The following is a 25875-nucleotide window of genomic DNA, read 5'->3' as shown; positions in this document are numbered from 1 at the left end:
TCAGTCCTTGCGCTCGCTCTTGCTGTCGTTCCTGCAATCGGTCACGGACTTGTCGTCCATGATCGTGCTGTAAGGCTTGAACGCGGGCAGGCTGGCGGTCAGTTCGTCCTGCGCGGCCTTGATGCCGGCAAGGTCGTCGCAGATTTTCATGACCTGATCGGTGATCTTTTGGGTTTGTGCCTCGACGCGCCTATCCACGCTGTTCTCGTCGCCCTTGACGGCTTCCGCCACGCCTTTGAGTGCTTCGCCGGCCATCGCCGCGCCGGCCTTGCCGGTCTCAATGCCGTGTTGGTGGACCGCCGTCGCATTGGCGTAGTAGCGGCGCAGCAGCTCGCGTTGGTGATCGTCGACGGCAACGGGCTTGCCGTCGATGCTTAAGGCGCCAGCCTGGTCGATGGTGGCTTCGGGGCCACTATCCGCGTGGAGCGCGACCAGACCGTCGTGCGAAGTAATGCGGCCGTGGTCGGTCGAGGTATAGCTCCCGCTTCCGCAGCCGGTGGCGAGGGCGCACAGGGCGAACAGCGGGATCAGGCGTTGCTTAAGCATGAGGATTTCCTTGCTCCTTGGACATATGTCGGTGTTCATGAGGCATGGCGCACGGGTGCGCAGGGCGGATGCGGTAGTTTGCGCGCCTCGGGCGCGCGCCACTCCGGATGATCGTAGGGAATGTCGTTTTCCCAGAACCACGGATAGCACGTCGGGCCTAACGTCGCGTCGACCAGGTATCGGTAGATGCTTTCACCGTTCGAGCTGTTGCTCATGATCAATACGCAATCGCGAGACTTCTCCAGGCACAGGGCAAGATTGTTGGTGCCGTCGTCGTGGCCGGTCTTGAACCAGGCCGGCCCTTGCGGCGATTGGTACACCGCCACGCCGAGAGCGTAGGACAGCTTGATGCCATCGTTGTCGGTGGTGGTGGCCGTATCCAAGGTGGGGAACTGCTGCACCGAGCGGATGCGCTGCACGGGCGTCAGCCACATCGCATGCGCTTTGGCGCCGAGTCCGTCGCCACGCACCATGCCGGCAAGCAACTGGGCGTAATCGGCGACGGTAGTATCCATCGAGCCAGCGGCACGCACCGAGCCGCGTTGCTTGTGGCCCAGTGCCTTGCCGTTCTCGTCATAGCCGATGGCGAGGTTGTCGGCGAAATCCTCGCGCCAGATCATGCTGGTGCGGCGCATGCCGAAGCGGTCGAACAGCTGCTTCTGCATCAGTGTGGCCACGTCAACGTCCCGGCCGTTCTCGAGCACGAACTGCATCAGGTTGATGCCCTCGCCGGAATAAGCGAAGCGGCTGCCGGGTGCCGCATAGATCTTCAGCTTGCCATTCGGGTCGTAGCCGCTGCCGTCGGGCGGGAAGTAGCGGAAATTGGCGAATCCGGCGCTATGGCTCAGCAGCATGCGTGGCGTGATCAGCCGCCAGCGCGGGTCGTCGGCGAGGTCGGCGTACTTGTCGTAGTCGGGGAGCGGTTTGGGCAACAGCTTGGCGATCGACGTATCGAGATCCAGCTTGCCCTGGTCGACCAGGCTGAGGGTGGCGTAGGCGAACGCGGCCTTGGTGATCGAGGCGGCGTACATCACGGTGTCGACAGTAAGTGGCAGCTGCTTTTCCACATCGCGCTGACCGTAGGCGCGCAGGTGGACGATCTTGCCGTCCTCGATCACCGCCAGGGCCAGGCCTGGCACGTGCGCGGCCTGCATCAGGCGGGCGACTTCCTTGTCCAGCGCTTCTCCACGCAATCGGGCGGGAGTCGCCTCTTCGGCATGAGCAGTGGCGATGAGCAGGCAGCTACTCAGCAGCAGTTTGCAAACGGACGAAAACCTACCGGACGAACCCATGGAACCCCCTAGGTGCATGGTGGGCGGCTAGCGAAATGACACTCCGTCATCGAACAAAGCCACGCCGGCGTCCCGCTTCCGTGCGGAGACGCCGGCTGGCACAACGGGAGTGTTACTGGCCGGCAAGGTCGCCGCGGCTTGCCGGCCGGGTCCTTGCTCAATCCTTGTCGACGTCTTTGCCGCAGTCGTCGACGTCCTGCTGCGTCATGGTGGCGTAGGGGTGGAACTCCGGCATCGCCGCGGCGAGCTTCTGCTGCGAGGTGAGCAGGTCGGGCATGCGCTTGCACAGCTTCAGGGCAGCGGCCTTGATCTGTGCGGTCTGCGGCTTGATACGCGCCTCGACTTCCTTGTCGCTCTGGCCGCTGAGTGCTCCCCAGATCGCTTCCTTGGCGGCGGTCATGCCGAGGTTGGCGCCGCTGGCGCCGATATCCATGCCGGCTTCGGCGATGCTGATGATGTGCTGGCGGTAGTCCGCCAAAAGCGTGTGTTGCTCGGGTGTGGCCGGCACCGTCTTGCCGGCGATCACCAGGTCGTTCTGCGGCGTGATGACCGCCTTGGGCAGATGGCTGGTATCGCGATGATGGTCGTTGTCGATATGCACGCTGTTGACGTCGATGTCCTTGGTGACCAGCTCGCGTTTGGCCTGGGCGATACCCTTTTGCACCTCAGCGCCGATGACCGACGGCGAGGTCTGCTGCTGTACTTCCTTCATCGCGTCGGCCGCGCCGCTAGTGGCTCCGGTGTCGGCTGCGGCGTCGGTGTGGCTGGGCTGGCCGCAAGCGGTCAGCGAAAGGCTGAGAGCCGCAGCCATCAGGCCGAAGGTGATTGAGCGGTGCTTCATGGAATGCCTCCCTGTCAATGCTGGATGAGATGGTCGTGGCTGCTACGAAGCGAACCCTGATCAACTGTCGTCGCGTACCCGGCGGAACCAGATGGCTCCTGCGATCAGCGCTGCTCCGGCTGCCACGCCGATCCACAGGTCGGGCGAAGCCAGCGCTGTGTAGGTATGCAGAGGGGAGAGCAACGCCAGCGGGTTGTGCGCATCACCCAGATCGATCGATGCCGTGTAGGCGTGGGGGTTAGCTACCAGCTGCGTACCAGGGAACACACTGAACAACAGTCGGGCGACGATGTTGACCCAGAACCACTGCGCAGGAAGATTGAACACCCCCATGATGCCGAACCAGGTCACCATCAGGCCTGCGACCACCGGCATCGCCACGGCCCACAGGAAGGGCTTGCTGCGTGCCCAGGCCGAGCAGAGCATCAGCCAGCCGACAGCCGGCGCGGCCCACAAGGCATAGAGCGGAATCGAGCTGAGCAACGAGCCGACGGCGCGGAACGGGTGGGCGAGGGTGAGCAGCTGCCATACGTTGACGCCGTGCAGTGATAGCACCAGCGTGACGATCACCAAGTGCACCAGACCGATAACGATGCCTACGACAACCGCAATCACTGGAGCCAGGACAACGGCGCTCACGACTTTTGACAAGACCGTGCTGGTGTTGGAAATGGGCAGCGATTTCCAGAACAGCACACTGCGGTCGCGGCGGTCGTCGTAGAGCGCACCCAGGCAATAGAACAGCACCACGATACCGGTGACGAAACTGATCAGTCCCATCGCGGAGATCATGACGATATCCAGACCCGCGCCGATCTGTTGCATGTCGCCCGCATCCGCCTTGGCGATGAGCTCCTGCAGGTTATTGCCGCCGATATTGAAGCCGTGACGGGCCCCGACCACCTCGGCCGCGATAATGGCCATGATGTTGAGCACCAGAAACACTACGCCGGTGACCACCGGCGCCCACAGAAACCCGCCTCGGTTTTCCCAGAACTCGCGTTTGACGAGCCAGTAGAAGGTTTTCATGCGTAGGTCCCTTTCATGGTGGCGACGAACAGATCGCCGATCGAGGGGCGGCGTACTTCGCCCATCGCTTCCAGCGTCGCGCGGTCAGCGCCGTCGAACAGGAAGATGCTCTTGCCGAATACCTGGCGCTCATCCAGCGGCTTCATCTGGCGTGCGGTGTCGGCCTTGTCGGCGCCGACCATCACTTCGATGAAGCGCTCGCCGACCGCATCCATGTCGGAGTCCAGCACAATCTTGCCGTCACGGATGAACATCAGATCGGTGAGGATGTGTTCGATCTCTTCCACCTGGTGAGTGGTGACGATGATGGTCTTGCTCTCGTCGAAGTAATCCTCCAGCAGGCTCTGGTAGAACTGCTTGCGATAGAGGATGTCCAGGCCGAGCGTGGGTTCGTCCAGTACCAGCAGGCGGGCGTCGATAGCCATCACCAGGGCCAGGTGCAACTGCACGATCATGCCCTTGGACATCTGCTTCACGCGCTGGTTGGACGTGAGCTTGGTGCGCGCCAGGAAGGCTTCGCATTTGGCGCGGTTGAAGCGCGGGTGCACATTGGCGACGAAATCGACCGCTTCATGCACACGGATCCAGCGCGGCAGCACGGCGACATCGGCGATAAAGCAGACCTGCTCCATCAGCTTGTCGCGCTGCGTGTGCGGGTCGAAGCCGAGCACGCTCAGATGGCCCTGGAAATCGGTGAGGCCGAGGATCGCCTTCAGTGCGGTGGTCTTGCCGGCACCATTCGGGCCGATCAGGCCCACGATGCGGCCGGACTCGATCTGAAAATTGACGTGATCCAGAGCGGTGGTGTTCTTGTAGCGCTTGCTCAAGCCACTGGCCGTGACGACGGCGTTCATGACTGATTCTCCGTCTCGCGCATCAGGGTCTTCAGATCCAGGCCGAGGCGTTGCAGGCGGGCGAACAGGGCCGGCCATTCCTCGCGCAGAAAGCGCTCGCGCTCGGATTTGAGCAACGCCTCGCGGGCTCCATCGATAACAAACATGCCCAACCCCCTCCTTTTTTCCACTAGTTGGTCGTCGACCAGTTCCTGGTACGCCTTAGACACGGTGAGCGGATTGATTTGGAAATCCGCAGCAACCTGGCGTACTGACGGCAGCGGGTCGCCCTCGTTCAAGGCGCCGTCCAGGATCATCGCCACGACGCGTTCGCGCAGTTGGCGGTAGATCGGGACGCTGTCGTTCCAGGTAATGGTCATACGTTATTCCTTGCTGATACGGCCGAGCGTGGTGCCAAACGAATAGTAGGGCATGGCTAGCTGTGCCCCGAGCAGGCTGGCGCGGCTCTCGGCGGCGGCGGAAACCGCGAAGCTGGCGATGCTGGTATCGGCCAGCAGGGCGGCGGCGCGCAGGTCCTCGGCGGTGGGCCGGACTTCGACCGGGGCCAGGTTGATGACCTTCGCCCCGTTGATTTCGCCGACGGGGACGGCCTTGACGTTGGAGTTGATGGCGAGCAGGCCGGCAGTGGTGAACAGCGCGGCAGCAGACAGTGCGAGCAGGTTCGGCGCTTTCATGGCGGGTCTCCTTTAGTGACCTCGTGGACCGGTGTTGTAGTGAACTATAACACCATGTTTGAGCCCGTCAATAGGCGACCTTGAAATTCGCAACATGACTGATGGCCTATACGGCGGCGGGCCTGGCAAGACGGCCCGGGCGGCATTGCCTCGGGCGGTCTTGCCTTGGATGCGCATCCTGCGCCAGGGGTTTAGTGGCCGGCAGGGCCGCTCATCAGCTGTCGTGCATGACAGGCATCACGTCGTCACGGCCGCAAGGCGCGGCTTCTGTTTCAATAATGTCGTTCGACTCACAAGGAGTGACTGCATGGATCTCGGCCTGACCGGTCGTGTCGTGGTGATCACCGGCGCCAGCAAAGGCATCGGCCTGGCCTGCGCGGCGGCCTTCGCCCGCGAAGGGGCGATCGTAATCGGTATTTCGCGCTCGCCCGAGCATCTGCATACGGCTAAACACGAGCTGCAGGCGCTGGGTCTGCATATCCATGTGGAGCCGGCGGACCTGAGCGACAGCGTGGCGGCGCAGATGGTGATGGAGCGCATTGAAGACGATCACGGCCCGATCGAGGTGTTGGTGAATTGCGCCGGTGCCGCGCGGCGGACACCGCCGACCGAGCTGGATACGCAGGCACTGCACGCCGCGATGCAGGCTAAGTACTTCACCTACATGCATGCGATCGATCCGGTGATCCGTCGCATGGCGGCGCGTGGCAAAGGCGCCATCGTCAATGTGGTCGGGCAGGGCGGACGCCAGGCCAATCCCATGCATATCGGCGGCGGCGCGGCCAATGCGGCGCTGATGCTGGCGTCGGTCGGTTATGCCACGGCGTATGCCGATAAAGGCGTGCGGGTGAACGTGATCAATCCTGGCGTGACTCGTACGGGGCGCATGCAGGAGGGGCTGCAGGCGTCTGCGCGCGCCAGCGGCCGTTCGGCGGAAGCGCTGTTGTCCGAACAGATCGCAGGCATACCCATGGGGCGTGTCGCGGAGCCGGAGGAGGTCGCCAACGTGGCGCTGTTCCTCGCTTCAACGCTGGCCAGTTACGTTACTGGCGCGGTGATTCCGATGGATGGCGGCAAGACGTCGGTGATCTGAGTCACCCGTCGCGGCTGAAGCAGAAGCCGAAATAGCGGTCGAGCGAGTGATCCGGGTAGAACGGGATCATGCAGCTCCGTTGCTGATTCTCCCAGCGATCCTTGAGCGTATAACCCAATGCCTTCAGGCCGTGGATGAACTCACGCTCGGCTGTGATGCGATACGGGCAGCAGGCGGTGCCCATGTTCTGCACAGTGAAGTACGAAGCGCTGACATGGATCGGCACGGAGTTCAGCAACAGGTGTTTCGGCGGGCGCGGCAATTTGCCGAGGAACTCCGCCAGCGTGTAGTCGAGGTATTGCAGTGAGCCGGCGGCGAACAGGATATCGGTGCCGCTGGCGTCTTCATGGCGATCGGTAAAGCCGAGGCGGCGGTGTTCGTCATTGGTTTCCGCCCACGCGGCGCCTGCGGCGGTGACGGCGGGAACATCGTGCACCAGCCAGCGCAGGCCTGGCGGGTAACGCAGAAACCGTTGATAGGCGTAGTAGGCGATGCCGATATGGCCGCCAAGATCGAACACCGACGTGCTGCCATCCTCAAACAGTTTCGACAGCCACAACATCACGGGATAGTCGTTGATGTAGACGCGGCGAGTGCGTTCCCGATACAGCTCGGCCGAGGACGGATTGTCGTAGCCGGAGGCACGGCTGGCCGGCACGCTGGACAACGCCTCCGCAAAGCTCGGGTACACGCCGCGATACATGTTGTGCGTCAGCGAGGTGTGCGCGAAGAAGCGCCGCCGGTAACTGGCATCGAGGTAGTGCCGCACACCGGGCAGCGTGGATACGTGTTCGCGCACAGCGCGCATGGTCGATTGCATGTCCATAGCCCTGTTTCGCTTCGGGTATGGGGCATTTACTACGGCACGACCATGCACGGCGCCATCCGACACTTGGCGGGCGTGGGCTGACCAGGTGGCATAGGCCTGATGGCCTTCGTGTGCGGAGCCGATGCATGCGGCCGGGGATTGCGCTGTTTTTCTGGATAGTCCATCCAGCCCGGCGCGGCTGATCACGTGGGAGCGGCTGCCTAAACTCGAGTCTTCGCCACACGCATACGAGGAGACTGTCATGGCAGACCATTCGATCAAGGGTAAAACCGTACTCATCGCCGGTGGCGCCAAGAATCTTGGCGGGCTGATCGCTCGCGATCTGGCGCAGCAGGGCGCCAAGGCCGTGGTTGTCCACTACAACAGCGCGGGCAGCAAGGCGGACGCCGATGCCACGGTGGCCGCGATCCAGGCCGCGGGCGCCAAGGCAGTGGCGTTGCAGGCCAACCTGACCACCGCAGGCGCGGTCGAGAAACTGTTCGCGGATGCCATCGCAGCCGTAGGCCGGCCGGACATTGCCATCAATACCGTCGGCAAGGTGCTCAAGAAGCCGTTTACGGAAATCAGCGAAGCGGAATACGACGAGATGACGGCGGTGAATGCCAAATCCGCGTTCTTCTTTCTGCGTGAGGCTGGCAAGCACGTCAACGACAACGGCAAGGTTGTGACCCTGGTGACCTCGCTGCTTGGCGCGTTTACGCCGTTCTATGCTGCCTACGCCGGCACCAAGGCGCCGGTGGAGCACTTCACCCGCGCGGCCGCCAAAGAGTTTGGCGCACGCGGTATTTCCGTAACGGCCGTGGGGCCGGGGCCGATGGATACGCCATTTTTCTATCCGGCCGAGGGTGCGGATGCCGTGGCTTATCACAAGACGGCCGCCGCGCTTTCGCCCTTCAGCAAGACTGGCCTGACCGATATCCAGGATGTGGTGCCATTCATTCGTCATCTGGTGAGCGACGGCTGGTGGATCACCGGCCAGACCATCCTTATCAACGGCGGCTACACCACCAAGTAATGACTTGTTACGGAGGCGGCCGCCAATTCGGGGCCGCGCTCCCCTCCGCGGAGCACGCCGTCATGGACAATCGATTCCAGCCGATCTTCGATGCGCAGCAATCGCACTTTCGCAGCGACATCACCAAGTCCTACGAATGGCGCATCGAACAGCTCGATGCCATGGAGCGCATGCTGCAGGAGCATCGGGACGAATTCTGCGCGGCGCTCTACCAGGACTTTGGCAAGCCGGTGTTCGAGCAGCTGTTCGAGATCACGGTGCCGACCGGTGTCATCAAGTACTACCGCGACAACCTGCGGGAGTTGATGGCGCCACAGTTCGTGCCGATTCCCAAAGGCCTGGAAGAAACCGGCCATCGCGGCGTGATCCTGAAGGAGCCGTATGGCGTCACGCTGGTGATCGGCCCATTCAATGCACCGATCCTGCTGTTGCTGGATCCCGCTATCGCTGCGCTGGCGGCGGGCAATACGGTGATCCTGAAGCCGGCGAATACCACGCCAGCCACCGCGGCGCTGTTCCAGAAATATGTGCCGCAGTACTTCAAGCCAGAAAATGTGACCGTGGTGACCGGCGGGCGCGAAGAGATTGCCGACTTATTGAAGCTGCCCTTCGATTTCATCTTCTTCACCGGCAGTTCGGCGGTGGGCAAGGTGGTGATGCGCGCGGCGGCCGAACATCTGACGCCGGTGATCCTCGAGCTTGGCGGGCAGAATCCGACCATCGTCGATGAAACAGCCAATCTGGACATCGCGGCCGACCGCATTGCGTGGGGGCACAACGCCATCTCTGGGCAGTGGTGCATCGCGCCGGGCTACGTCTATGTGCATGAGAGCGTGGCGGAAGCCTTTCTTGAGCGGTTGAAGGCGTCGGTGATCCGGATGTATGGCACCGACCCGCAACAGAGTCCGGATTTCGCGCGCATGATCAGCGAGCATGATGCGGAGCGCGTGGCCTCTTACATCTTGCCGGATAAGGTTGTGCTGGGCGGGCGTTCCGACATCAAGGCGCGCTACGTCGAGCCGACCATTCTCTATCCATCCAGTTGGGATGATCCGGCCTTGCAACAGGAAGTGTTTGGCCCAGTGCTGCCGGTGATGCCGTACAGCAACCTGCACGAAATCGTAGAGATCATGAAGCGCAAGCCGAAGTCGCTCGCTGCCTATATCTTCAGCAAGAACCAGGAGCACATCGACTATGTGCTGCACAGCCTGTCTTTCGGTGGCGGCTGCGTGAACCAGACCAACCTGCATTGCTGGATCGACAGCTTGCCGTTTGGCGGGGTGGGTAACAGCGGCATGGGCAAGTACTACGGCAAAGCCGGCTTCGACGCATTGAGCAATACCAAGGCAATGTTGATCGGCAACCCCGATGTCGAGCTCGATGTGTTTCCGCCGTATGCCGGCAAGGACATCGCCAAGAGCCTGAGTGTTTTTTCCTGAGCGGAGCTAGCGGGTATGCACACACTCATGGTGGTGAGCGGCGGACTGTTGTTGCTGGCAACCTTTCTATGGTTTGGCGGCCTATGGGGTAACGATGCCACCGCGTTGGCGCTGGCCGCCAAGGTGTTCGTGCCCGCGTGGCTGGTGGTTTCCCTCGTCAACCTTTGGGTGGGTGTGAGCCATGCCGGTTATAGCGTGCGTGATGAGCTGCCGGTTCTACTGATCGTGTTTGCGATCCCTGCCGTCGTAGCGGCGGTGGCGGCCTGGCACTTTGGTCATTCGTAATGCCAGCAGCAATGAAGTTCGAGGCGGGCGCCGCTTGCCGAGTTGCACCCTCGGATGTCGTGACGTTCTGGCGTAACGCCGGGGCAGGGCTATGGTTCGCGAAGAACGCGGCCTTTGACCGGCGATTTCGCGAACGCTTCCTGAGTGCCTACGAGGCCGCTGCCGCGCGTGCGCTGGATGGCTGGCAGGTATCGCCCCTTGGCTCATTGGCGTTACTTCTGTTGACCGATCAGTTCCCCCGCAATGCCTTTCGCGGTACGGCTCGCATGTACGCGACCGATACCCTGGCGCGCGCGTTTGCCCGCACCGCGCAGGCCAGAAACTACATAGCCGCCGTCGATCCCGACCTGCGGCTATTTTTCTGCCTGCCTTTTGCGCACTCGGAAGATGCCGCCGACCAGGCGCTTTCGGTGGCGCTCCATGCGCAGCTGGGGCAACCATGGCTGGCGCATGCGGAGAGTCATCAGGCGATCATCCGGCGCTTCGGCCGCTTTCCCCATCGCAACCCGCTGCTTGGGCGCACAAGCACCCCCGAGGAGCAGGCCTTTCTCGATCAAGGCGGTTTTGCGGGATGATCAGATGCATGCCGAACCACCCTTTCGTGCGTGCAACGGTATAAAGAGAAGCCATGGACCGACTCGACCAGTACCGCCTTTTCATCCAGGTTGCCGAGATGGGCAGCTTTATCCGCGCCGCCAACGCGCTGGAACTGCCGCGCGCCTCGGTGTCCGCCGCTATCCAGCAACTGGAGGCGAGCATGGGTGTGCGGCTGCTGCATCGAACCACCCGTCAGGTACGTGTCACCGCCGATGGCGAACAGCTGTTGGAGCGTGCGCGACAACTTTTGGCAGAGGCGGAAGACATCGAACAGATGTTCCTCGCCCATCAGCGCAAGGTAGTCGGGCGCCTCAACGTGGATGCGCCCAGCCGCATCGCCCGGCGGCTTATTGCGCCGGCCTTGCCCGGGCTGCTGCGCCGCTACCCGCGCCTGCAACTGATGCTCGGCTCCACCGACCACGCTATCGACCTTGTGCAGGAGGGCGTCGATTGTGCCGTGCGCATCGGCACCTTGCATGACAGCCGGCTGGTGGTGCACCCGCTCGGCCGTATCGCCCTGATCAATTGCGCCAGCCCGGCCTACCTCCGCGACAACGGCATACCTGCCACACCGAAGGATTTGGCCAAGGGCCATCACGCCATCGGCTACGCCTCATCCACCAGCGGACGGGAGCTGCCATGGGAATACATGGCAGAGGATGGCGAACATCTCGACGGCATTCCCAGCCGCGTCGTCGTCAACAATGCAGAGAGCTATATCGCCTGCTGCCTTGCTGGGCTGGGGCTGATCCAGATTCCCCGCTACGACGTACAGCACCTGCTCGACACCGGGCGGTTGGTGGAGGTGATGCCAGAGTTCCGCGCCGCGTCGATGCCGGTGTCATTGATCTATTCCCACAGGCGACAACGCTCGCACCGACTCAATGCATTCATTGAGTGGTTCGGGGCCTTGATGCGACCGCATCTGGAATCTTGAGCTGACCAACAAGAGGCTGTCTGCTTGATCGGCGAGTCCAAGTACGCCGCCTACAAGCCGATGGCTACTACTGATAGCCCCACTTCCACATCAGGTCATTGGCGCTGTTGATCAGCGCGCGCCGATAGGCGTCGATGATCATTCGGGCGTCGCTGCTGAGCCCGATATCGATGGAACGATCCAGCGCCGCAAGGATCGCGTGCGCAGCCGCCGCATCGTGTTCGAGGTTCGCGTAAACATCCCCATTGGGGCGGAAGTTTCCGCTGACGCAGTGCATGGGTGTTTTGAGCTGCATGGCCGGGCCCTCATGCAGGAAGGTGGTCGCCGATTAGAACAAGGGGGGCGGGCGGAGTACACATGCCGAATGGTGTATGGGGCGGGGCGGCCAAATTGCCGGCACTCAATGTCAACAGCGGAACCTATCCGCTCCAGAGCCACGCATCGCTCGACGGTTCACCTATAAGTAGACGTGGGCGAACCGGGTTCTGTACTTCTCCACGAGGCAGTCCACCAGGCTAGCGCGACAATGGGTTAGGTCGCGGGGGCTGCGGCTGGTGTGTCGTGCTGCTTTATGAAGTCGGCGATCTGACGCTGGGCTTGCTCCGCCTCTGGTACCGGGAACAGAGGCCACACATGCATCATCTCGGGATATTCGAAGAAGGAGGGGGGCGCACCCACTTCCGTGAGCTTGGCGCGCAGGGCGTGGGCATCGGGATTTGTGATGTCGCGGGTACCCGTCAGCACGGCAATCGGCGGCAAGCCGCGCAAGTTTCCGAAAAGCGGACTGATCTTCGGATCGCGGATGTCATAGCGGCAGGCGTGCATCTGTCCGAGCTTCTTCATGCCGCGAAGGCTGAGGATCGGGTCACGCTTGTCGATGGCCACCTGGGCAGGGTTGGAGAACGAGAAATCCAGCCCCGGCGAGACCAGCACGATCTGGCTGGGGAGGGGATGGCCCGCATCCCTCGCCTGCATTGCCGCGACAAGAGCCAGGTTGCCGCCACCGGAGTCCCCCATCACCGTTAGCTGACCTGGACATTGGCGCACCAAGCGTTCGTAGAGCGGCATGACCATGGCGAGCGTGTCGTCGATGCTGTGTTCTGGCGCCAGCGGGTAGGCGGGAACCGTCACGGTCGCATCCAGAAGATCAGCCATCTTCCCGACGAACTCCCAGTGGGGCTGGGTGATGGACATCACGAAGCCGCCCCCGTGGAGATAAAGGATCTGCCTCTGCGCCATGCGGCCCTTCGGCGTCACCGTGAAGACGGCTTGGCCCGTGATCATTTCCTTGCGCACGGTAAAACGCTTCTCCAGGCCGTCGGGCTGAGCCGCGCCTTTGCGCCGGTCCTTGGCGATCGTGGCGTCAAGCTGCTCCGGATCCCACATCCGGCGCACCCTTATCAGCGTGACGATGGCCGCGAGCGCACGGGCTTGAAAGCTGGGCAAATTGGCCTCCGGCCCTTTGAGTGTTGATGTGCGCTCAGAACTGAGCCTGTTCCAGTAGAGATTCTCATCGAAATTTGAGCCACGTGTAACCACGTCCTGCTCGAGTCCTGAGTGGGGTGGCGGGAGTGATAGACATATGCAAAATAGTCGCGCGCCCGCGCGGTCCAGCCCAGCCATGCCGGGCTTTCGAAGTCTTCATATCGATGGCATCCCTACCGTTCGCATCCAGGTGCGGCACACCGTGCTCATAACGCGGCGTGCCGCGGGGTGATCACAGGGCGCTAAGGTCGCACCAACGGCTCGTGACCGAGCAACTCGGCGTATTGACTGAGGAAGTAGATCGCGGCGAACAAGCCTTCGGTATGTAACGCACCGAGAGGCCACTGGCCGGGTTCCGTCGGCATGCTATGCGCCTGCGTCTCGCGAAACGTTTCGCTGTTCGCAAGCAGGCAGGAAATCGTATTGATCGCCATGGCGATGCCGGTGTGTTTGGCGGCCAGTCGTTGCCGCGGTTCCTCCGCCGTCTCCTCTAAAAAGAACGGATGGCCGAGGGGATTGGTGGGTTTGTCATCGGAGGGAACCGATGAGCGTGCGAGTGCCGTATGATCGGGCGTAGCCACAATCAACTCTCCAATAGTTGGTTTGGTTAGCGGGTCGTATGGGTTGCCCCCCATGCGGTCCGCGCTTCTTCACTGCATCGCTGCAATGGTCATCAACGTTGCCCTATGAGAGACGGCGTTGGTGACTGGCCGAACTTAGCAGATGGTGGCTAGTGGGTATGTAGGGGTTTGCCGTGTTGCCGTACCGGCTTTAGCGCCCGGAATGTGACCCGAAAGCTGAACCACAATTGCAGGCATTTATAGTGCAACCATGAGCGACCTTGGGATAGTGAGTTTCCTTCACTCAGAGCCGGTCGTCGGGCCTGCCGAATAGGCTGCGGGCGTACCCACCGTCGTTGCCAGAGCTTTCGCTGTAGCCACAAAGCCTTTCCTTTCGACCGAGGTGGCGCGGTAGGCAATCCGATGGTCTCTCGATGCCCAACACGATCAGGAGGCTGTGGCCTCACGACCCGCCACGTCACCGTCTTGCGGCCTTCGAGGATCGCCTTCACCATCGAGGAACTGAACGGGATGGGGGACTCACGCATGGGAAGCACTCCAATAACGCACAGTCTTCCGACGGTGTTTTGGTGGCTTGGCCTCAATGCTGTCGAGCAAGCCGCGTGGGCCGCAGCGATCATGGGGCTGTTGGCTGCGGCGGGTGGATTTGCTGCAGCGATAGCGAGCTTTAGAGCCGCTCGCATCGCATTAGAAATAGCGGGCAAGCAAGCTGCCCGGGAAGATGCGCGTAGAACACGCCGCGAAGAGACGCATGCGGCCAACATCTTCAATGAACTCGCGCTGCTCCACGGGCACACGGAAGATATGAAGGTGGCCTCCCAGCAGTTGATTGAAATGGACGCCGGAAATCCCCGCATCGGACAAGAGATTTCGTCGTACTGGAAGCAATCGAAGGAATGGGAAAGCTTGGTCAAGCAGGTTGATGCGGAAAGTGTGACGATGTTGCCCGACGACTGCGCTCCGCATATTGCGGCCGTCGTCAGCACGATTCGAACGTCCTGTTTCCAGATCGATCGAGCCTGTACGCAGTATCAAGAACATGTTTTCTGGGTCGTAAAGGTAAAGAACGCTGCCCGTAACACCATGGTCAAATGCGATGAAGTTCTCTCCAACTACAAGCCATTTCTTGAATATGCAAAGCGGACGTTCGGCGCAGAAATTCCCGACGAAGATGTGCTCATCGAAGACTGACATCATGCGTTCCCCGGACATTGTTCTCGGGGCGTCGAGTTGAAGGGAGACTTCAATAGCGGACTGAGAACATCGGTGATAGGGTCGGCCCAGCCCAAAAGGAGGCCACCCTTATGCGCAACATCGCCGCAACTTTTCGTCTCGGTAGCTACGTGCTGGATGTCGTGGAAATCAGCCATCCGGTGTACCCGGAAGCGAAGCAATGGATGCCTGAAATTGCCAGGGATCTCGGGCACGGCCAAAGAGGCCGGCCGGTGTGGGATGGCAGCCGCAGCTACACCGATTTACAGTCGGCAATTGATGTCGGTCGAGCTCGATTGAATGAGCTGGCGCGAGAAGGCTAGCTTCTTCAATCCACCTCCCCACGATCAGCATCTTCAGGCGTTGCGTGCGCTTGGCATCCACAAAAACGGGGTCAGGTTCAATTTTTGAACAGCTGGCTTTCGAGTAAACAAAAAAAGCCCGGCGATCTCTCGCCGGGCTTTTTCATTATTGGTGGAGGTGGCGGCCACATGACGGAATTTTAGATCTTTGTTTTAACTGGGTATTTTTTGACAAAAAATTGAAAATCAAGGGCTGGACACTGATTTACGAGTCAGTAGGGTGTTCGCCAGATTCCAGCCGGATAGCCGTCTAAATGGGGCTTTTTACGCCATCTCAGCTCGCTTGAAAGCTCTCCTTCAAGCTGACTTGTACCTATTTCAAAGAGGGGGCAGAAGTGGTCGGTGGTTTTGTGGGGTCGTTCCCATTCCGGGGCGGAACGGAAACGAGCAACACCAGCGAACAGAGAATTGCCACACCACCAACTCGTAAGCCCGCTGCAAGTGCCGTGTACTTTGAGGATGCAACCTTCGCCAGTTCGTGGCAGTGCCGAAGCTTCTCAGAGGCCAAGTCTGCCTCAGATCGCTTCACAACATCAGAAACATATTCCTCAGCATTGGCATACGCTGCAACCGACTTGAAGAAGATGAGACCACGGGGTGATCCGCCGAGTCTCGGTATAACGACGTAAAGGAAGCATGCTGCGGCCAAAGCAAGACCAATCATCGCAGCGCAGGTCACGAGATCAAGCGCTGACCATTCTGAGGGCAGCTTCGTCCAGCGTTGAGACCAATTCTGGGTATGTTCGAACGCGAGAAGCGCAGAGCACACTGAGAAATAGAAGATGGCCTTCTGATCGGCGTTACGAATGTATTCGCGTATGTATTCGTGGGATTCACTCGCGAACGTCATCGTTGCAGGTTGACCAGTCGCATCACTCTGATGGCCACGCATGCCAACTTCAGGGGCATGCGGAACGCGGTCCGAAGGTGGGAGCATCGTAACGGCAGCAATATCGGGTGGCGTTGGTATGTTCGCGCCTTCGCCACGGGACTGCTCTTGTGTGCCAGTCATTATTTCACTCCGTTAGGCGCGCCCAGCGCCCGGTATACTTGTACAGAAGATAGGGTTCGTTGTTGATCCTATAGATCCAGCCGGTTGACTCTGGGTGGACCTGGGCGAACTGAGTTTGCCAGTTCAGAGGCAGGTTACTTCGAACGGACTCACCAATGACGATATCTTGCGCGTCAGCCTTGTTGAGCATTTTTGCGGCGAAATTCGCTGTTGTGCCGATCGCTACATACGAGTTAAATCCTCGCGCGACCCCGAGCTTGGCAACGGTCACCGTTCCGTAGTCAATTGATATGCGAAACGCGAATGGTGTGAAGCCACTTGCAAGGAGTATGGGGTCAATAAGGTGTTCGCGTGCAGCCATCATGGTAAGTGCGCAGGCTACGGCTCGCTTGCATCCCGATTCTGGCGGCGTTCCGGCGTTGTCTTCAAAATAGGCCATCAGCCCGTCGCCAGTATTCTTTTCTACCGTTCCGCCGTAATCCTCTGCGACTCGGATCATTTCAGAGAAGAACAGGTTCAATGCGGCCAGCATCGCTCTTTGTTCGACGACGGTTTCGGCCGGGCGTCCAGAGAACGAACATATGTCGATGAACATCACTGCCATGTTCAGCCTGCGCCCCGACCCCAACGCCAAATCGGTGCCGTCAGGCACGACACGGCCATTGGCGAGCGCATCCTCTCGTTCCCTAATTCGGTCTCGAAGAAGTTGTACCCGTTGTGACTGCGCTTCCCAGTAGGACTTCTTGAGACTTTCGTAATCCACAGTGCTCCCCCCCCTGATTGGTGGCTATCAAACACTCAGCTGTTTGGTGTCATCTCAACGCGTATACCCTGTAGTCAGGAATGCCCACGCTCTCCCCAGTGAAGGGCACTTCGGTTGATCTTTCCAGCCACTGGACATGCACCAATTCGTAAAGCTCACGGCCGATACGAAATTGGTTTGGATCGCAAGATTGTTCAATTTTTACCGCACGGTTGAGCGCATCGCTGGCTACTTCGACGCTTTGATAGTTCGTGGCGGGTATGGTGATCGTACGCATAGTCGCCGGCCCATAGTCGGCGCCCACTCGAATCGCTATCGGGCTAAGGCCAATGGTGTGCAGAGAGGGGTTGATGGTGTCTCTCACGAGAACCAAGAGCGAAAGGCCAAGATCGATCGTTGCATCGCATTGGCTCGTAAACGATGGGTGGTCTATGTAGGCGATAAATCCATCGCCGGTCAGCTTGAGAATGCTGCCGTTGAATTGTCCTACGAGCGTTCCCAGTTCTTGAATCAGGATGGCATATGCCTTTTCGAATCCTTGGAAATCGTCTTTTCGATATGCAGTCGATCCGCATATATCCACTGAAAGGAAGGCGAGGTCCCGTAATTCGCTTGCCGTCAGGTCCTGATGGGGCGACGCTCTTTCTTGAGGTGGTGTGTGATTTCCACCTTGCAGCTCATTGGTTACATGTTCGCGTCTAGTATTTGCGTAGTCACGCGAAGACTGGATAGTTGGGCTAAGCCTAAAAATGGGTAGGCCAGCCATTTCTTTGTGCATTTCCTCCAACGGGACGAGAGCCTTCAGGTATTTGTCCAGAAAGTAGGTTTTACCGTCCTGTTTTACTTCGGAGTACCGCCTCGGATCAGGACTGATCACAATTCTGACGATTCTCTCATCGTCATCATCCCCTGTAGCGCGTTCAATTACGAAATCGAATCGTCCCTTCTTATGCATGTTCTACTCCCTGAAATTTAGCGCGCCTCGTTGTTGGGCCGGTTGGCGAAGGTCTCGTGTTCGAGCCGATCAAGGCAGCCGACCTAAGCCGCCGTCATCTGTCGATGCTCTGAGAGATGGACGTTCCGATTGTATGTTCGCCCACTTAGGTTTTCCTGCCATCGGCGTTTGCACCTAATCCCCGTCGCTAAAACGAATGATTGCTTCCCAAAAAAACGGGGTCAGGTTCAGTTCTTGAATATCCAGCTTTCGCAGAAAAAAAGCCCGGCGATCACTCGCCGGGCTTTTTCGCTATTGGTGGAGGTGGCGGGAGTCGAACCCGCGTCCGAAGGCGCTTGACGCCCGGTACTACATGCTTAGCTCGCCGTTGATTCTCGTCCCGCGACAGCACAGCGTGCAAAGCGCATCGAAGGACCAGCCCGCTTGATTTAACCCTGGCCGACAGGCGGCAGCTTCGGGCGATCCCGTGATAATGACCCTACATCCACGAGCACAGGCACAAGTGGGTTCGGGGCTAGGCCTTAAGCGGCCAGAGCGTAGTTGTCGTCGTTGGCAACTATAAGTTTGCGGCTGGATTTACGAGGAAAGCTGCCCCCTCGGCATGCACCAAACTATCTCACTACCCCCGTCGAAGCCAGAACACCCCCGGGGAAAACAAAACGGCTGGAACGCGACAGTATATGGAGCCGCGCCTGTATACATCAAGGCGCGCGGAGCAGACATTCAGCCTTTATCGTTAGCACGTCGATGGCCACGGGGGTGCGAGATGGCAAGAGTTCGTCTGGCGGGGCAGGGCGATGCAGGCACGCTCACCGATCTGCGTTGCGCTTTTCTGGAGGAAATGGGGCAGCACTTGCCTGATGGCTTTGCCGACAGGCTGCGCGCATGGATCGAGCAGGCGATGGGGGCAGGCCAGTTGCATGCGTGGCTGGCCGAGCTGGATGGCCGCACGGTGGGCAGCGCCGCCGTCAATCCGTTTCCGCACTTGCCTTCGGCCACCTATCCGACGGGGCAGGGCTGGTATCTGTTGAATGTCTACGTCAAGCCCGGGCAGCGTGGCGACGGGATAGGCAGCGCGTTGATGGCGGCGGTCGGCTCGGCGGCGCGCGAGCACGGTGTGGATGCGGTGACCCTGCGCGTCGCACCTGGTGCGCGCAACTTGTACGAGCGCGCGGGTTTCAAGGCGCTGCCGGACGACGCCATGTATATGCCGCTCGTTTGAGCGGCGATGCGTGTGTGGCTCAGGCGAGGCGATTGTGCGAACGCATGGTGCGCTGCTTCTCGCGCTGCCAGTCGCGTTCTTTCTCAGCGTCGCGCTTGTCGTGCGCCTGCTTACCGCGGGCAAGGCCGATTTCGACTTTGACCTTGTTGCCTTTCCAGTACATGGCGATGGGCACCAGGGTGTAGCCCTTGCGCTCGACGGCGCCGATCAGCTGGTCGATTTCTTCCCGGTGCAGCAGCAGTTTGCGCGTGCGGCGGTCTTCCGCAATGACGTGCGTGGATGCGCTGATGAGTGGCGGAATAGACGTGCCGATCAAATAGAGCTCGTTCTTCAGGACAACGGCGTAGCCGTCGCCGAAGTTGATGCGACCGGCACGCAGTGCCTTCAGCTCCCAGCCCTGCAACGCGATGCCGGCTTCGTAGCGCTGATCGATGTGGTACTCGTGGCGGGCGCGCTTGTTGAGCGCGATGGTGCCGCCACCCTTGTTGTCTTTGTCCTTAGCCTTGGCCATGTCCGCTAAACTTCGGGCTGCTTGCCCTGCTGTCGACCCGGCTGCATGGGCCGGACCCTGAGTGATGTTGATGAGGCTGACGTGATCGAGATCCGCCGCAGCGCGCTGGTGAAGTATTCCCCGGCGCAAATGTTCGACCTGGTCAATGCGGTCGAAGCATACCCAAAGCGTTTCCCCTGGTGTGCCGGCGCCGAAGTGCTCGAGCGTGGAGAGAACATGCTGGTGGCGCGGCTGGATCTCAAGTTTGCCGGATTCCGCCAGAGTTTCACCACCCGCAATACCACCGAGCCGCCGCACCGCCTGCAAATGAGCCTGGTGGATGGGCCGTTCCGCAGCCTTGAAGGCTTGTGGAACTTCACTGCGCTGGGCGACAGCGGCTGCAAGATCGCCTTTGCGCTCGACTTCGACTATGCCGGCAAGCTGGGCGGCACCGCCTTGAAACTAGGCTTCCAGGGGTTGGCCAGCCGCATGGTGGAGGATTTCTGCCGCGAGGCGGAGCGCGCCTATGGCTGAGCGCATCGCCGTCGAGGTGGTTTACGCCGAGCCGGGGCGCCAGTGGCTGTACCAGGTATCGCTGCCTGCCGGCAGTACGGTGATGCAGGCCATCGAGGCTTCGGGTATCGCTGCCGCCGTGCAGGGCTTGCAGATCGACCCGGCACGACTCGGTGTGTTTTCGCGAAAAGCGGGGCCGGACGATGTGCTCAGCGATGGCGACCGGGTGGAAATCTACCGGCCGCTCACGCTTGATCCGAAGGAGGCGCGCCGGCGGCGCGCACATGAGGGCTGAAGACGGCGATTACTTGCCGTCGTTGTCCTTCTTTTCTTCTTCCGGCGTCTTGGTCTTGTCGCCCGAGGTCTCGTCCACCGGGTAGCCGGCGCGGAACTTCTTCTGCTGCTCGACCAGCTTCTTGGCGTCTTCCGCGAAGAAATCGCCTTCGGTGCGCACGAGCGTGTCGTTGTTGAAGCTGAGACTCAGGGTACGAACCTTGATCGGACCGCCGCGATGCTGCTGGGTGGAGACGTAATCCCAACGGTTCTGGTCGAACGGCGTCGCCACCGAGGGCGAGCCCATCAACACCAGCACCTGGCGCTTGGTCATGCCGGGCTTCAGCTGTTCCACATTCTTCTTGTCGAGCAGGTTGCCCTGCTGCACGTCGGGGGTATAGATGAGTCGGCAGCTGGCCAGCGAAAGGCCCAGCAAGGCGAAACCCAGCGTGCGAATCAGCTTGTGCATGCGTGTTGCGTCCGGATCGTGAAGGTGTCGGATGATACACTAACGGCTTGGCGGGACTGAGTAAGCCGGGAGTGAGCTATGGAACAGGAAACCAAGGAACTGCGCAAAGCCGGGTTGAAGGTTACGCACCCCCGCATGCGCATTCTGCAGATTCTCGAAGAGGAGGAGATCCATCACCTCACCGCCGAGGACATCTACAAGAAACTGCTTGACCACCAGGAAGACATCGGCCTGGCCACGGTCTACCGGGTGCTCACCCAGTTCGAGGCCGCCGGCATCGTGGTCAAGCACAATTTCGAAGGCGGGCAGGCCGTCTACGAACTCGACCGCGGCAAGCATCATGACCACATGATCGATGTGGACAGCGGAAAAGTGATCGAGTTCGTCAGTGAGGAGATCGAGCGCCTCCAGCAGGAAATCGCGGCCAAGCACGGCTACGTGATCGAGGATCACAGCCTGGTGCTTTACGTGCGGCCCAAGTCGCGCTCGAAATAAGGCTGGGGATTCGCGGAAAAGGCCGGTGGCGGGAGCCATCGGCTTTTTTGTTGCCTGATGGCTGGCTGGGAAAGGCACGCCGATAAAACACACGCCCATAAAAAAAGCCGCGGATGGACTCCTGTCCACCCAGCGGCTGACCGTTACCGATTGGTTTCCTGACGGGGCGAGTTGCTCGCAGTGTCAGGCTTTACCACCGGTATCGGCGGAACGGCATCCTGCCGTTCTTCATGCCCACCGTCCCCACGGTTGGCATGGCTCACCATCTTGCGATGGTGGCTCCCCCACATCGATGGGAAGGATGCTAACGAAGCGTTCACATCGGTGGTATCGGAAAATTTCCTATGCCGGGGAACTTATAGGCGAGGTGTGAAACCGTTGGCATTGCTGCTGCGCAGCAGAATTCGCAGGTGAACACCCTGGGATTCCGGACGCAGGCGAAACAGACCACCTAGCGAAGTGACCCGGTCGCGCATGCCTTGCAGGCCGCGGCCGCCACGCGGCATGCGCGTGGGCAGGCCCACGCCGTCATCGCGGATATCCAGCAGGGCCAAGGCGCCGCTCTGGCGCTCGCCGATACGCAGGCGCAGCTGGAAGGTGGACGCTTGCGCGTGCTTGACCGCGTTGGTGGCGCTTTCCTGCACCAGGCGATAGATCGCTGTGCGCGTGTCTTCGTCCAGCAGGCGCGGGTCACCATGCAATTCGGTGTGATAGATCATGCCGGCGGTGGTCAGCAGGTCGCGGATCGGGCCTTCATCCAGCGCGCGCAGCAGGCCGAATTCATCGAGCACGGCGGGGCGCAGGTCGTCCAGCAGACGATGCAGGGCGCGGCGCATGTGGCCGAGGATGGTGCTGATCGACGTACCGATATCTTCCATGCCCGCCTGGGCAAGACGCGACTGCGCAAGCTTCAGATGGGTGTGGATGGCGGTGAGGTTCTGGCCGAGTTCGTCGTGCAGTTCGGCGGCCATGTGGCGGCGCTGGTTTTCCTCGGCTTGCAGATTGCCGCGCGCCGCATCGCGCAGCTGGCGCGCGAGTTGGTCGAGGCGTCGATTGACGGCCGCGAGGTAGACGTTCTGCTCGGCCACACGCTCGCTACTGCGGCGCAAGGCGTCGGTGGCCGCACCCAACATCAGTGCGCCGGTGCCCGCCACGGCGAGAAACAGTTGCGCCGTGGCATCGGAAGCAGGGCGCCCGACGAAATGATCGACAAGGGTCATGCCCAGATTGGAAATCAGCATGGCCAGGCTGGCGCCGCGCCAGCCATGGCGGAATGCGAAGAACAGCACCGGGGCGAGCGAGAGAATGCGCGCGAACTGCGGCTGTGGTGAGGGATGCGAAGAGAGCAGCAGCAGGATGGCCAGCGCCGGCAGCATCACCAGCAACCCATCCATGGTCAGGTTGGCCAGCGCGCGATGGTTGATGTGGGCGCGGAACAACATGATCAGCAGCGGCACCACCAGCAGCGTGCCGACATAGTTGCCGAGCAAGTCCTGCCCCAGCGCCCGCATCAGCAGATCGGACGAGGGCATGAGGTGGATCATGCTCAGCAGGGCGGCATCGACCACAGTGGTCGCCGCCACGGTGAAGGCGGCGGAAAGCAACAGGCGCGAGACGTCTTCCGGGTCGCGCATGCTTACGTGCAATTGGGCGCGGCGCATCAGCGACAGGCAGATCGCCACCACGATCGGCTCGGGCAGTTCGCCGGCCACAAAGCCTACCCAGCCCAGCGGCAGGCCTTCGGCCACGGCGATCAGGCCGGTGGCGGCGAATTCCGCACCCAGCAGCCACGGCCACATGCGCATCGGCGACAGCAGCAGGGCGCCAAAACGCAGGCCGTAGGGGAGCATCCAATAGGGCTGTTCGGTCGGCCACAGCAGCAGCCACGCCAGGAAGTAGCCGATGCAGATAAAGATGCCGGTCCAGGGCAAAAACAAGGGTTTCGGTGACATGCCGCGATGGTACATGTGCGGCCCGGGGAATCTCTAAGGGCGCGCGGGTCGGGAAGGGCGCGACAGCCGTGTCCAACAGCGCAGCCCTGCTATACAGTGAGGGCATGTACAGCATTGTCCTGGTCGACGACCACGCCATAGTCCGCGAGGGGTTCAAGCGGCTGATCGAACTGGAGCCCGACCTGGAGGTGGTGGCCGAGTGCCGCAGCGCCGATGACGCTGTGGAGGCGGTAAGCCAGCGCCGGCCCGATCTGGTGGCACTGGATCTGTCCCTGCCTGATGGCAGCGGCCTGCCGTTGATCGAGCATCTGCGCAGCGTGGCCGATGAAACGCGCATCGTGGTGCTGAGCATGCATGACGGCGAACCCTACGTTTCCGAAGCCTTGCGCCGCGGGGCCAGCGGTTACGTGACCAAGGGCGTGGCGCCGGAGGAATTGGTCGCCGGCCTGCGTGCAGTGATGCAGGGCGAGTGCTTCCTCAGCTCCGATCTGCGCCAGCGTCGCGCCGAACGTCCCAGCGAAGTGCTGGATCCGATCCATCGCCTCACCACGCGCGAACGCGAGGTATTCCTGCTGCTGGCGGTCGGGCGCGCGCCCAAGCAAGTGGCAGCGGAGCTTGGGATTGGGCAGAAGACCGTCTACATCCACCGCGCCAGCCTGATGGGCAAGCTGGGCGCGGGTTCGGAATTGGATCTTTACCGCATGGCCAGCGAACGCGGCATGCTGCCGTCGCGCGACGGCAAGGTTTGAGAGCCTGCACACCATCGGTAGGAGCGCACCCTGTGCGCGAACCCGTGTAAACGGGGCGGCATCATATGGCGGCCTGGCGGCAGCTTTCGCGCACAGGGTGCGCTCCTACAAGTTGCGCTTGTGAATAGGGCTTGAGAGCTTGACCTCAGCCTCTAGGCCGTTTGCGCGCGGTCCAGCATCTGCTTGGCGTGGGCGCGGGTTTCGCGGGTGATTTCGAGGCCACCCAGCATGCGTGCCAGCTCGTCGCGTCGACCGCTGGCGTCGAGTTTCTCGATCCGCGTATGTGTGGAAGCGCCATCGCTGTGCTTGCTGACGCACAGGTGAGCATGTCCCTGAGCCGCCACCTGCGGCAGGTGAGTCACGCATAGCACCTGACGCTGGCCGCCCAGTGCGCGCAGCTTCTGGCCCACCACTTCGGCCACCGCGCCGCCGATACCGGTGTCGACTTCGTCGAAGATCATGCTGCCGACGGTGTCCTTGCCCAGCGTGGCGACTTCGATGGCCAGGCTGATACGGGCCAGCTCGCCGCCCGAGGCGACCTTGCGCAATGCGCGCGGCGGTTGGCCGGGGTTGGCGCTGACCAGCAGCTCGCAACGTTCGCGACCCTGCGGGTCGGGTTCGTCGCCCGCGGTGGCTTCCAGTTCGATTTTCAGCAGGCCACCGGCCATGCCGAGCTCGGCCATCAGGCTGCTGACTTCCTTGCCGAGCTTGGTTGCGGCCGTCGTGCGGGCCTTGCTCAGCTTGCCTGCAGCCGTGTCGTAATCGCGCTGCAACTGATCGCGTTGTGCGGCCAGGCGCTCCAGTGCATCGCCGGCGCCTTCCAGTTCGGTCAGCTCGGTACGCACGGTGAGGGCCTTCTCGTGCAGCTCGGCGACTGGCGTGCGGTGCTTGCGGGAGAGTTCGTGCAGTCGAGTGAGATGGGTATCCACCTCGGTGTAGCGCTCGGGATCGAGATCGACGTCCTGCGCGTAGCGGCCGAGACCATCGGCGGCTTCACCGAGCTGGATGGTGGCGTTGTCGAGCAGCTCCCGCAGCGGTGCAAGCCTGTCGTCCAGCGCAGCGAGCTTGTCGAGTTCGGCATGCGCGCGGGCAAGCGAGCGGCGCAGGGCCAGTTCGCTGTCGCCATCGATCAGTTCGGCGACACCGGCGGCGCCTTCGGCAAGGCGTCCGGCGTTGGCGAGCCGTTTGTGGCTGGCTTCGAGTTCGCTCAGTTCCGCCGGCGGCAGCGCCCACTGTTCCAGTTCGCCGGCCTCGTGGCGCAGCAGTTCAAGGCGTTCCTCGCGGTCTTCGCCGCCACTCAGTTTGCGGATGCGGGCACCGATCTCGCGCCATTGCAGAGCGCTGCTCTGCACTTGGGCGAGCAGGGTCTCGTGGCCGGCATAAGCGTCGAGCAGGGCCAGCTGATGGGCCCGCGAGAGCAGGGCCTGGTGTTCGTGCTGGCCGTGAATTTCCACCAGCAGCGTGGTCAGCTCGCCGAGTTGGCTGGCGCTGGCCGGGCGCCCATTGATCCATGCGCGTGAACTGCCCTCGGCGCGGATCACGCGGCGCAGGCGGCAGCTGCCGTCTTCCTCGTCCAGCTCTTCGCGGCGCAGCCAGTCGCGGGCTTCGGGCAGGTTCGCCAGGTCGAATTCGGCGGCGAGCTCGGCGCGGTCGCTGCCGGCACGCACCATGCCGCTGTCGGCGCGCCCGCCGGCCAGCAGCATCAAGGCATCGACCAGCAGCGATTTGCCGGCGCCGGTCTCGCCGCTGACCACGGTAAGGCCGGGGCCGAAGGCGATCTCGGCTTCTTCAACGACGGCGAAATGGCGGACGTAGAGCGAGGTGAGCATGGGTGGCGGCGTTGGAAAGTCGGGGGATTGTAAGGGCAGAAACGGACGGGCAGCAGCCGGTCGGTACAAACCCGCCCGCGCG

General features: G+C 61.5%; 31 protein-coding genes and 1 other RNA gene. 13 read left to right on the top strand and 19 right to left on the bottom strand.

Annotated features, from left to right (window positions below):
• The 7 genes from ISS97_RS18290 to ISS97_RS18260 form a co-directional block, all read right to left on the bottom strand.
• The gene (locus tag ISS97_RS18290; RefSeq protein ID WP_379983161.1) at positions 1–546 is read right to left on the bottom strand and encodes a DUF2884 family protein; all 546 of its coding nucleotides are present in this window, start codon (positions 544–546) and stop codon (positions 1–3) included.
• A 35-nt stretch (positions 547–581) separates the two neighbouring features.
• Positions 582–1838 (bottom strand): serine hydrolase domain-containing protein, encoded by a 1257-nt coding sequence (locus ISS97_RS18285; protein WP_379983162.1) that lies wholly within the window; start codon positions 1836–1838, stop codon positions 582–584.
• A 157-nt stretch (positions 1839–1995) separates the two neighbouring features.
• Positions 1996–2679, bottom strand: coding sequence for a YggN family protein (locus tag ISS97_RS18280; protein WP_379983163.1), 684 nt, complete (start codon positions 2677–2679; stop codon positions 1996–1998).
• A 60-nt stretch (positions 2680–2739) separates the two neighbouring features.
• On the bottom strand, positions 2740–3708 hold the full coding sequence (locus tag ISS97_RS18275; protein WP_379983164.1) for a hypothetical protein: 969 nt from the start codon (positions 3706–3708) through the stop codon (positions 2740–2742).
• On the bottom strand, positions 3705–4562 hold the full coding sequence (locus tag ISS97_RS18270; protein WP_379983165.1) for an ABC transporter ATP-binding protein: 858 nt from the start codon (positions 4560–4562) through the stop codon (positions 3705–3707). The genes ISS97_RS18275 and ISS97_RS18270 overlap by 4 nt, the downstream gene beginning before the upstream one ends.
• On the bottom strand, positions 4559–4921 hold the full coding sequence (locus ISS97_RS18265; RefSeq protein WP_379983166.1) for a GntR family transcriptional regulator: 363 nt from the start codon (positions 4919–4921) through the stop codon (positions 4559–4561). The genes ISS97_RS18270 and ISS97_RS18265 overlap by 4 nt, the downstream gene beginning before the upstream one ends.
• Positions 4922–4924: 3 nt before the next feature.
• Entirely contained in the window at positions 4925–5236 is a 312-nt protein-coding gene (locus ISS97_RS18260; protein WP_379983167.1) for a hypothetical protein, read from the bottom strand.
• A 307-nt stretch (positions 5237–5543) separates the two neighbouring features.
• Between ISS97_RS18260 and ISS97_RS18255 the strand changes: the two genes are divergently transcribed.
• On the top strand, positions 5544–6329 hold the full coding sequence (locus tag ISS97_RS18255; RefSeq protein WP_379983168.1) for an SDR family NAD(P)-dependent oxidoreductase: 786 nt from the start codon (positions 5544–5546) through the stop codon (positions 6327–6329).
• A 1-nt stretch (position 6330) separates the two neighbouring features.
• Here the strand turns inward: ISS97_RS18255 and ISS97_RS18250 are convergent, their stop codons facing one another.
• On the bottom strand, positions 6331–7149 hold the full coding sequence (locus ISS97_RS18250) for a TIGR04325 family methyltransferase (RefSeq protein ID WP_379983169.1): 819 nt from the start codon (positions 7147–7149) through the stop codon (positions 6331–6333).
• A 250-nt stretch (positions 7150–7399) separates the two neighbouring features.
• On the opposite strand from ISS97_RS18250, the gene ISS97_RS18245 reads away from it, so the two are divergent.
• From ISS97_RS18245 to ISS97_RS18225, 5 genes are all read left to right on the top strand, one after another.
• Entirely contained in the window at positions 7400–8173 is a 774-nt protein-coding gene (locus ISS97_RS18245) for an SDR family oxidoreductase (protein WP_379983170.1), read from the top strand.
• Between the two features lie 62 nt (positions 8174–8235).
• On the top strand, positions 8236–9612 hold the full coding sequence (locus tag ISS97_RS18240; protein ID WP_379983171.1) for an aldehyde dehydrogenase family protein: 1377 nt from the start codon (positions 8236–8238) through the stop codon (positions 9610–9612).
• A gap of 15 nt (positions 9613–9627) precedes the next feature.
• On the top strand, positions 9628–9897 hold the full coding sequence (locus ISS97_RS18235; RefSeq protein ID WP_379983172.1) for a hypothetical protein: 270 nt from the start codon (positions 9628–9630) through the stop codon (positions 9895–9897).
• An 11-nt stretch (positions 9898–9908) separates the two neighbouring features.
• On the top strand, positions 9909–10472 hold the full coding sequence (locus ISS97_RS18230) for a DUF924 family protein (protein ID WP_379983173.1): 564 nt from the start codon (positions 9909–9911) through the stop codon (positions 10470–10472).
• 53 nt (positions 10473–10525) lie between these two features.
• On the top strand, positions 10526–11431 hold the full coding sequence (locus tag ISS97_RS18225; protein ID WP_379983174.1) for a LysR family transcriptional regulator: 906 nt from the start codon (positions 10526–10528) through the stop codon (positions 11429–11431).
• A 67-nt stretch (positions 11432–11498) separates the two neighbouring features.
• On the opposite strand, the gene ISS97_RS18220 is transcribed toward ISS97_RS18225, so the two are convergent.
• From ISS97_RS18220 to ISS97_RS18210, 3 genes are all read right to left on the bottom strand, one after another.
• Complete coding sequence (locus ISS97_RS18220) at positions 11499–11726, bottom strand: hypothetical protein (protein ID WP_379983175.1); 228 nt, start codon at positions 11724–11726, stop codon at positions 11499–11501.
• A 236-nt stretch (positions 11727–11962) separates the two neighbouring features.
• Complete coding sequence (locus tag ISS97_RS18215) at positions 11963–12970, bottom strand: alpha/beta hydrolase (RefSeq protein ID WP_379983176.1); 1008 nt, start codon at positions 12968–12970, stop codon at positions 11963–11965.
• Positions 12971–13158: 188 nt separating this feature from the next.
• Positions 13159–13497 (bottom strand): hypothetical protein, encoded by a 339-nt coding sequence (locus tag ISS97_RS18210; protein ID WP_379983177.1) that lies wholly within the window; start codon positions 13495–13497, stop codon positions 13159–13161.
• A 525-nt stretch (positions 13498–14022) separates the two neighbouring features.
• On the opposite strand from ISS97_RS18210, the gene ISS97_RS18205 reads away from it, so the two are divergent.
• Entirely contained in the window at positions 14023–14688 is a 666-nt protein-coding gene (locus ISS97_RS18205; protein WP_379983178.1) for a hypothetical protein, read from the top strand.
• A gap of 113 nt (positions 14689–14801) precedes the next feature.
• Positions 14802–15032, top strand: a complete 231-nt coding sequence (locus tag ISS97_RS18200) for a hypothetical protein (protein ID WP_379983179.1) — start codon at positions 14802–14804, stop codon at positions 15030–15032.
• Positions 15033–15384: 352 nt separating this feature from the next.
• Here the strand turns inward: ISS97_RS18200 and ISS97_RS18195 are convergent, their stop codons facing one another.
• The 4 genes from ISS97_RS18195 to ssrA form a co-directional block, all read right to left on the bottom strand.
• Positions 15385–16083, bottom strand: coding sequence for a Pycsar system effector family protein (locus tag ISS97_RS18195; protein ID WP_379983180.1), 699 nt, complete (start codon positions 16081–16083; stop codon positions 15385–15387).
• 4 nt (positions 16084–16087) lie between these two features.
• Positions 16088–16846, bottom strand: a complete 759-nt coding sequence (locus ISS97_RS18190; protein WP_379983181.1) for an adenylate/guanylate cyclase domain-containing protein — start codon at positions 16844–16846, stop codon at positions 16088–16090.
• Positions 16847–16895: 49 nt separating this feature from the next.
• Positions 16896–17801: an adenylate/guanylate cyclase domain-containing protein gene (locus ISS97_RS18185; RefSeq protein ID WP_379983182.1), complete on the bottom strand. Its 906-nt coding sequence runs from the start codon at positions 17799–17801 to the stop codon at positions 16896–16898.
• A gap of 295 nt (positions 17802–18096) precedes the next feature.
• Positions 18097–18448, bottom strand: a transfer-messenger RNA (tmRNA) gene (gene ssrA, locus ISS97_RS18180).
• A gap of 119 nt (positions 18449–18567) precedes the next feature.
• Between ssrA and ISS97_RS18175 the strand changes: the two genes are divergently transcribed.
• Positions 18568–19023, top strand: a complete 456-nt coding sequence (locus tag ISS97_RS18175) for a GNAT family N-acetyltransferase (RefSeq protein WP_379983183.1) — start codon at positions 18568–18570, stop codon at positions 19021–19023.
• A 19-nt stretch (positions 19024–19042) separates the two neighbouring features.
• Here the strand turns inward: ISS97_RS18175 and smpB are convergent, their stop codons facing one another.
• Positions 19043–19534, bottom strand: coding sequence for an SsrA-binding protein SmpB (gene smpB / locus ISS97_RS18170; protein ID WP_379983184.1), 492 nt, complete (start codon positions 19532–19534; stop codon positions 19043–19045).
• 81 nt (positions 19535–19615) lie between these two features.
• On the opposite strand from smpB, the gene ISS97_RS18165 reads away from it, so the two are divergent.
• Together ISS97_RS18165 and ISS97_RS18160 are read left to right on the top strand one after the other, a co-directional pair.
• Complete coding sequence (locus tag ISS97_RS18165) at positions 19616–20047, top strand: type II toxin-antitoxin system RatA family toxin (RefSeq protein WP_379983736.1); 432 nt, start codon at positions 19616–19618, stop codon at positions 20045–20047.
• The gene (locus ISS97_RS18160; protein ID WP_379983185.1) at positions 20040–20321 is read left to right on the top strand and encodes an RnfH family protein; all 282 of its coding nucleotides are present in this window, start codon (positions 20040–20042) and stop codon (positions 20319–20321) included. The genes ISS97_RS18165 and ISS97_RS18160 overlap by 8 nt, the downstream gene beginning before the upstream one ends.
• 9 nt (positions 20322–20330) lie before the next feature.
• Here the strand turns inward: ISS97_RS18160 and ISS97_RS18155 are convergent, their stop codons facing one another.
• A complete protein-coding gene (locus ISS97_RS18155) occupies positions 20331–20768 on the bottom strand; it encodes an outer membrane protein assembly factor BamE (RefSeq protein ID WP_379983186.1) in 438 nt (145 codons plus the stop codon).
• Between the two features lie 78 nt (positions 20769–20846).
• Here ISS97_RS18155 and fur point away from each other — a divergent pair, with 78 nt between their 5' ends.
• On the top strand, positions 20847–21263 hold the full coding sequence (gene fur, locus ISS97_RS18150; protein WP_379983187.1) for a ferric iron uptake transcriptional regulator: 417 nt from the start codon (positions 20847–20849) through the stop codon (positions 21261–21263).
• A 356-nt stretch (positions 21264–21619) separates the two neighbouring features.
• On the opposite strand, the gene ISS97_RS18145 is transcribed toward fur, so the two are convergent.
• The gene (locus tag ISS97_RS18145; RefSeq protein ID WP_379983188.1) at positions 21620–23215 is read right to left on the bottom strand and encodes an MASE1 domain-containing sensor histidine kinase; all 1596 of its coding nucleotides are present in this window, start codon (positions 23213–23215) and stop codon (positions 21620–21622) included.
• 104 nt (positions 23216–23319) lie between these two features.
• Between ISS97_RS18145 and ISS97_RS18140 the strand changes: the two genes are divergently transcribed.
• Positions 23320–23964 (top strand): response regulator, encoded by a 645-nt coding sequence (locus ISS97_RS18140; RefSeq protein ID WP_379983189.1) that lies wholly within the window; start codon positions 23320–23322, stop codon positions 23962–23964.
• Positions 23965–24116: 152 nt separating this feature from the next.
• On the opposite strand, the gene recN is transcribed toward ISS97_RS18140, so the two are convergent.
• Entirely contained in the window at positions 24117–25793 is a 1677-nt protein-coding gene (recN, locus tag ISS97_RS18135; RefSeq protein WP_379983190.1) for a DNA repair protein RecN, read from the bottom strand.
• Positions 25794–25875 lie beyond the last annotated feature (82 nt).

Source organism: Dyella koreensis (assembly GCF_044904565.1).
In the GTDB taxonomy this organism is placed as follows: domain Bacteria; phylum Pseudomonadota; class Gammaproteobacteria; order Xanthomonadales; family Rhodanobacteraceae; genus Dyella_D; species Dyella_D koreensis.
This window is presented reverse-complemented; position numbering and strand designations above follow the sequence as displayed.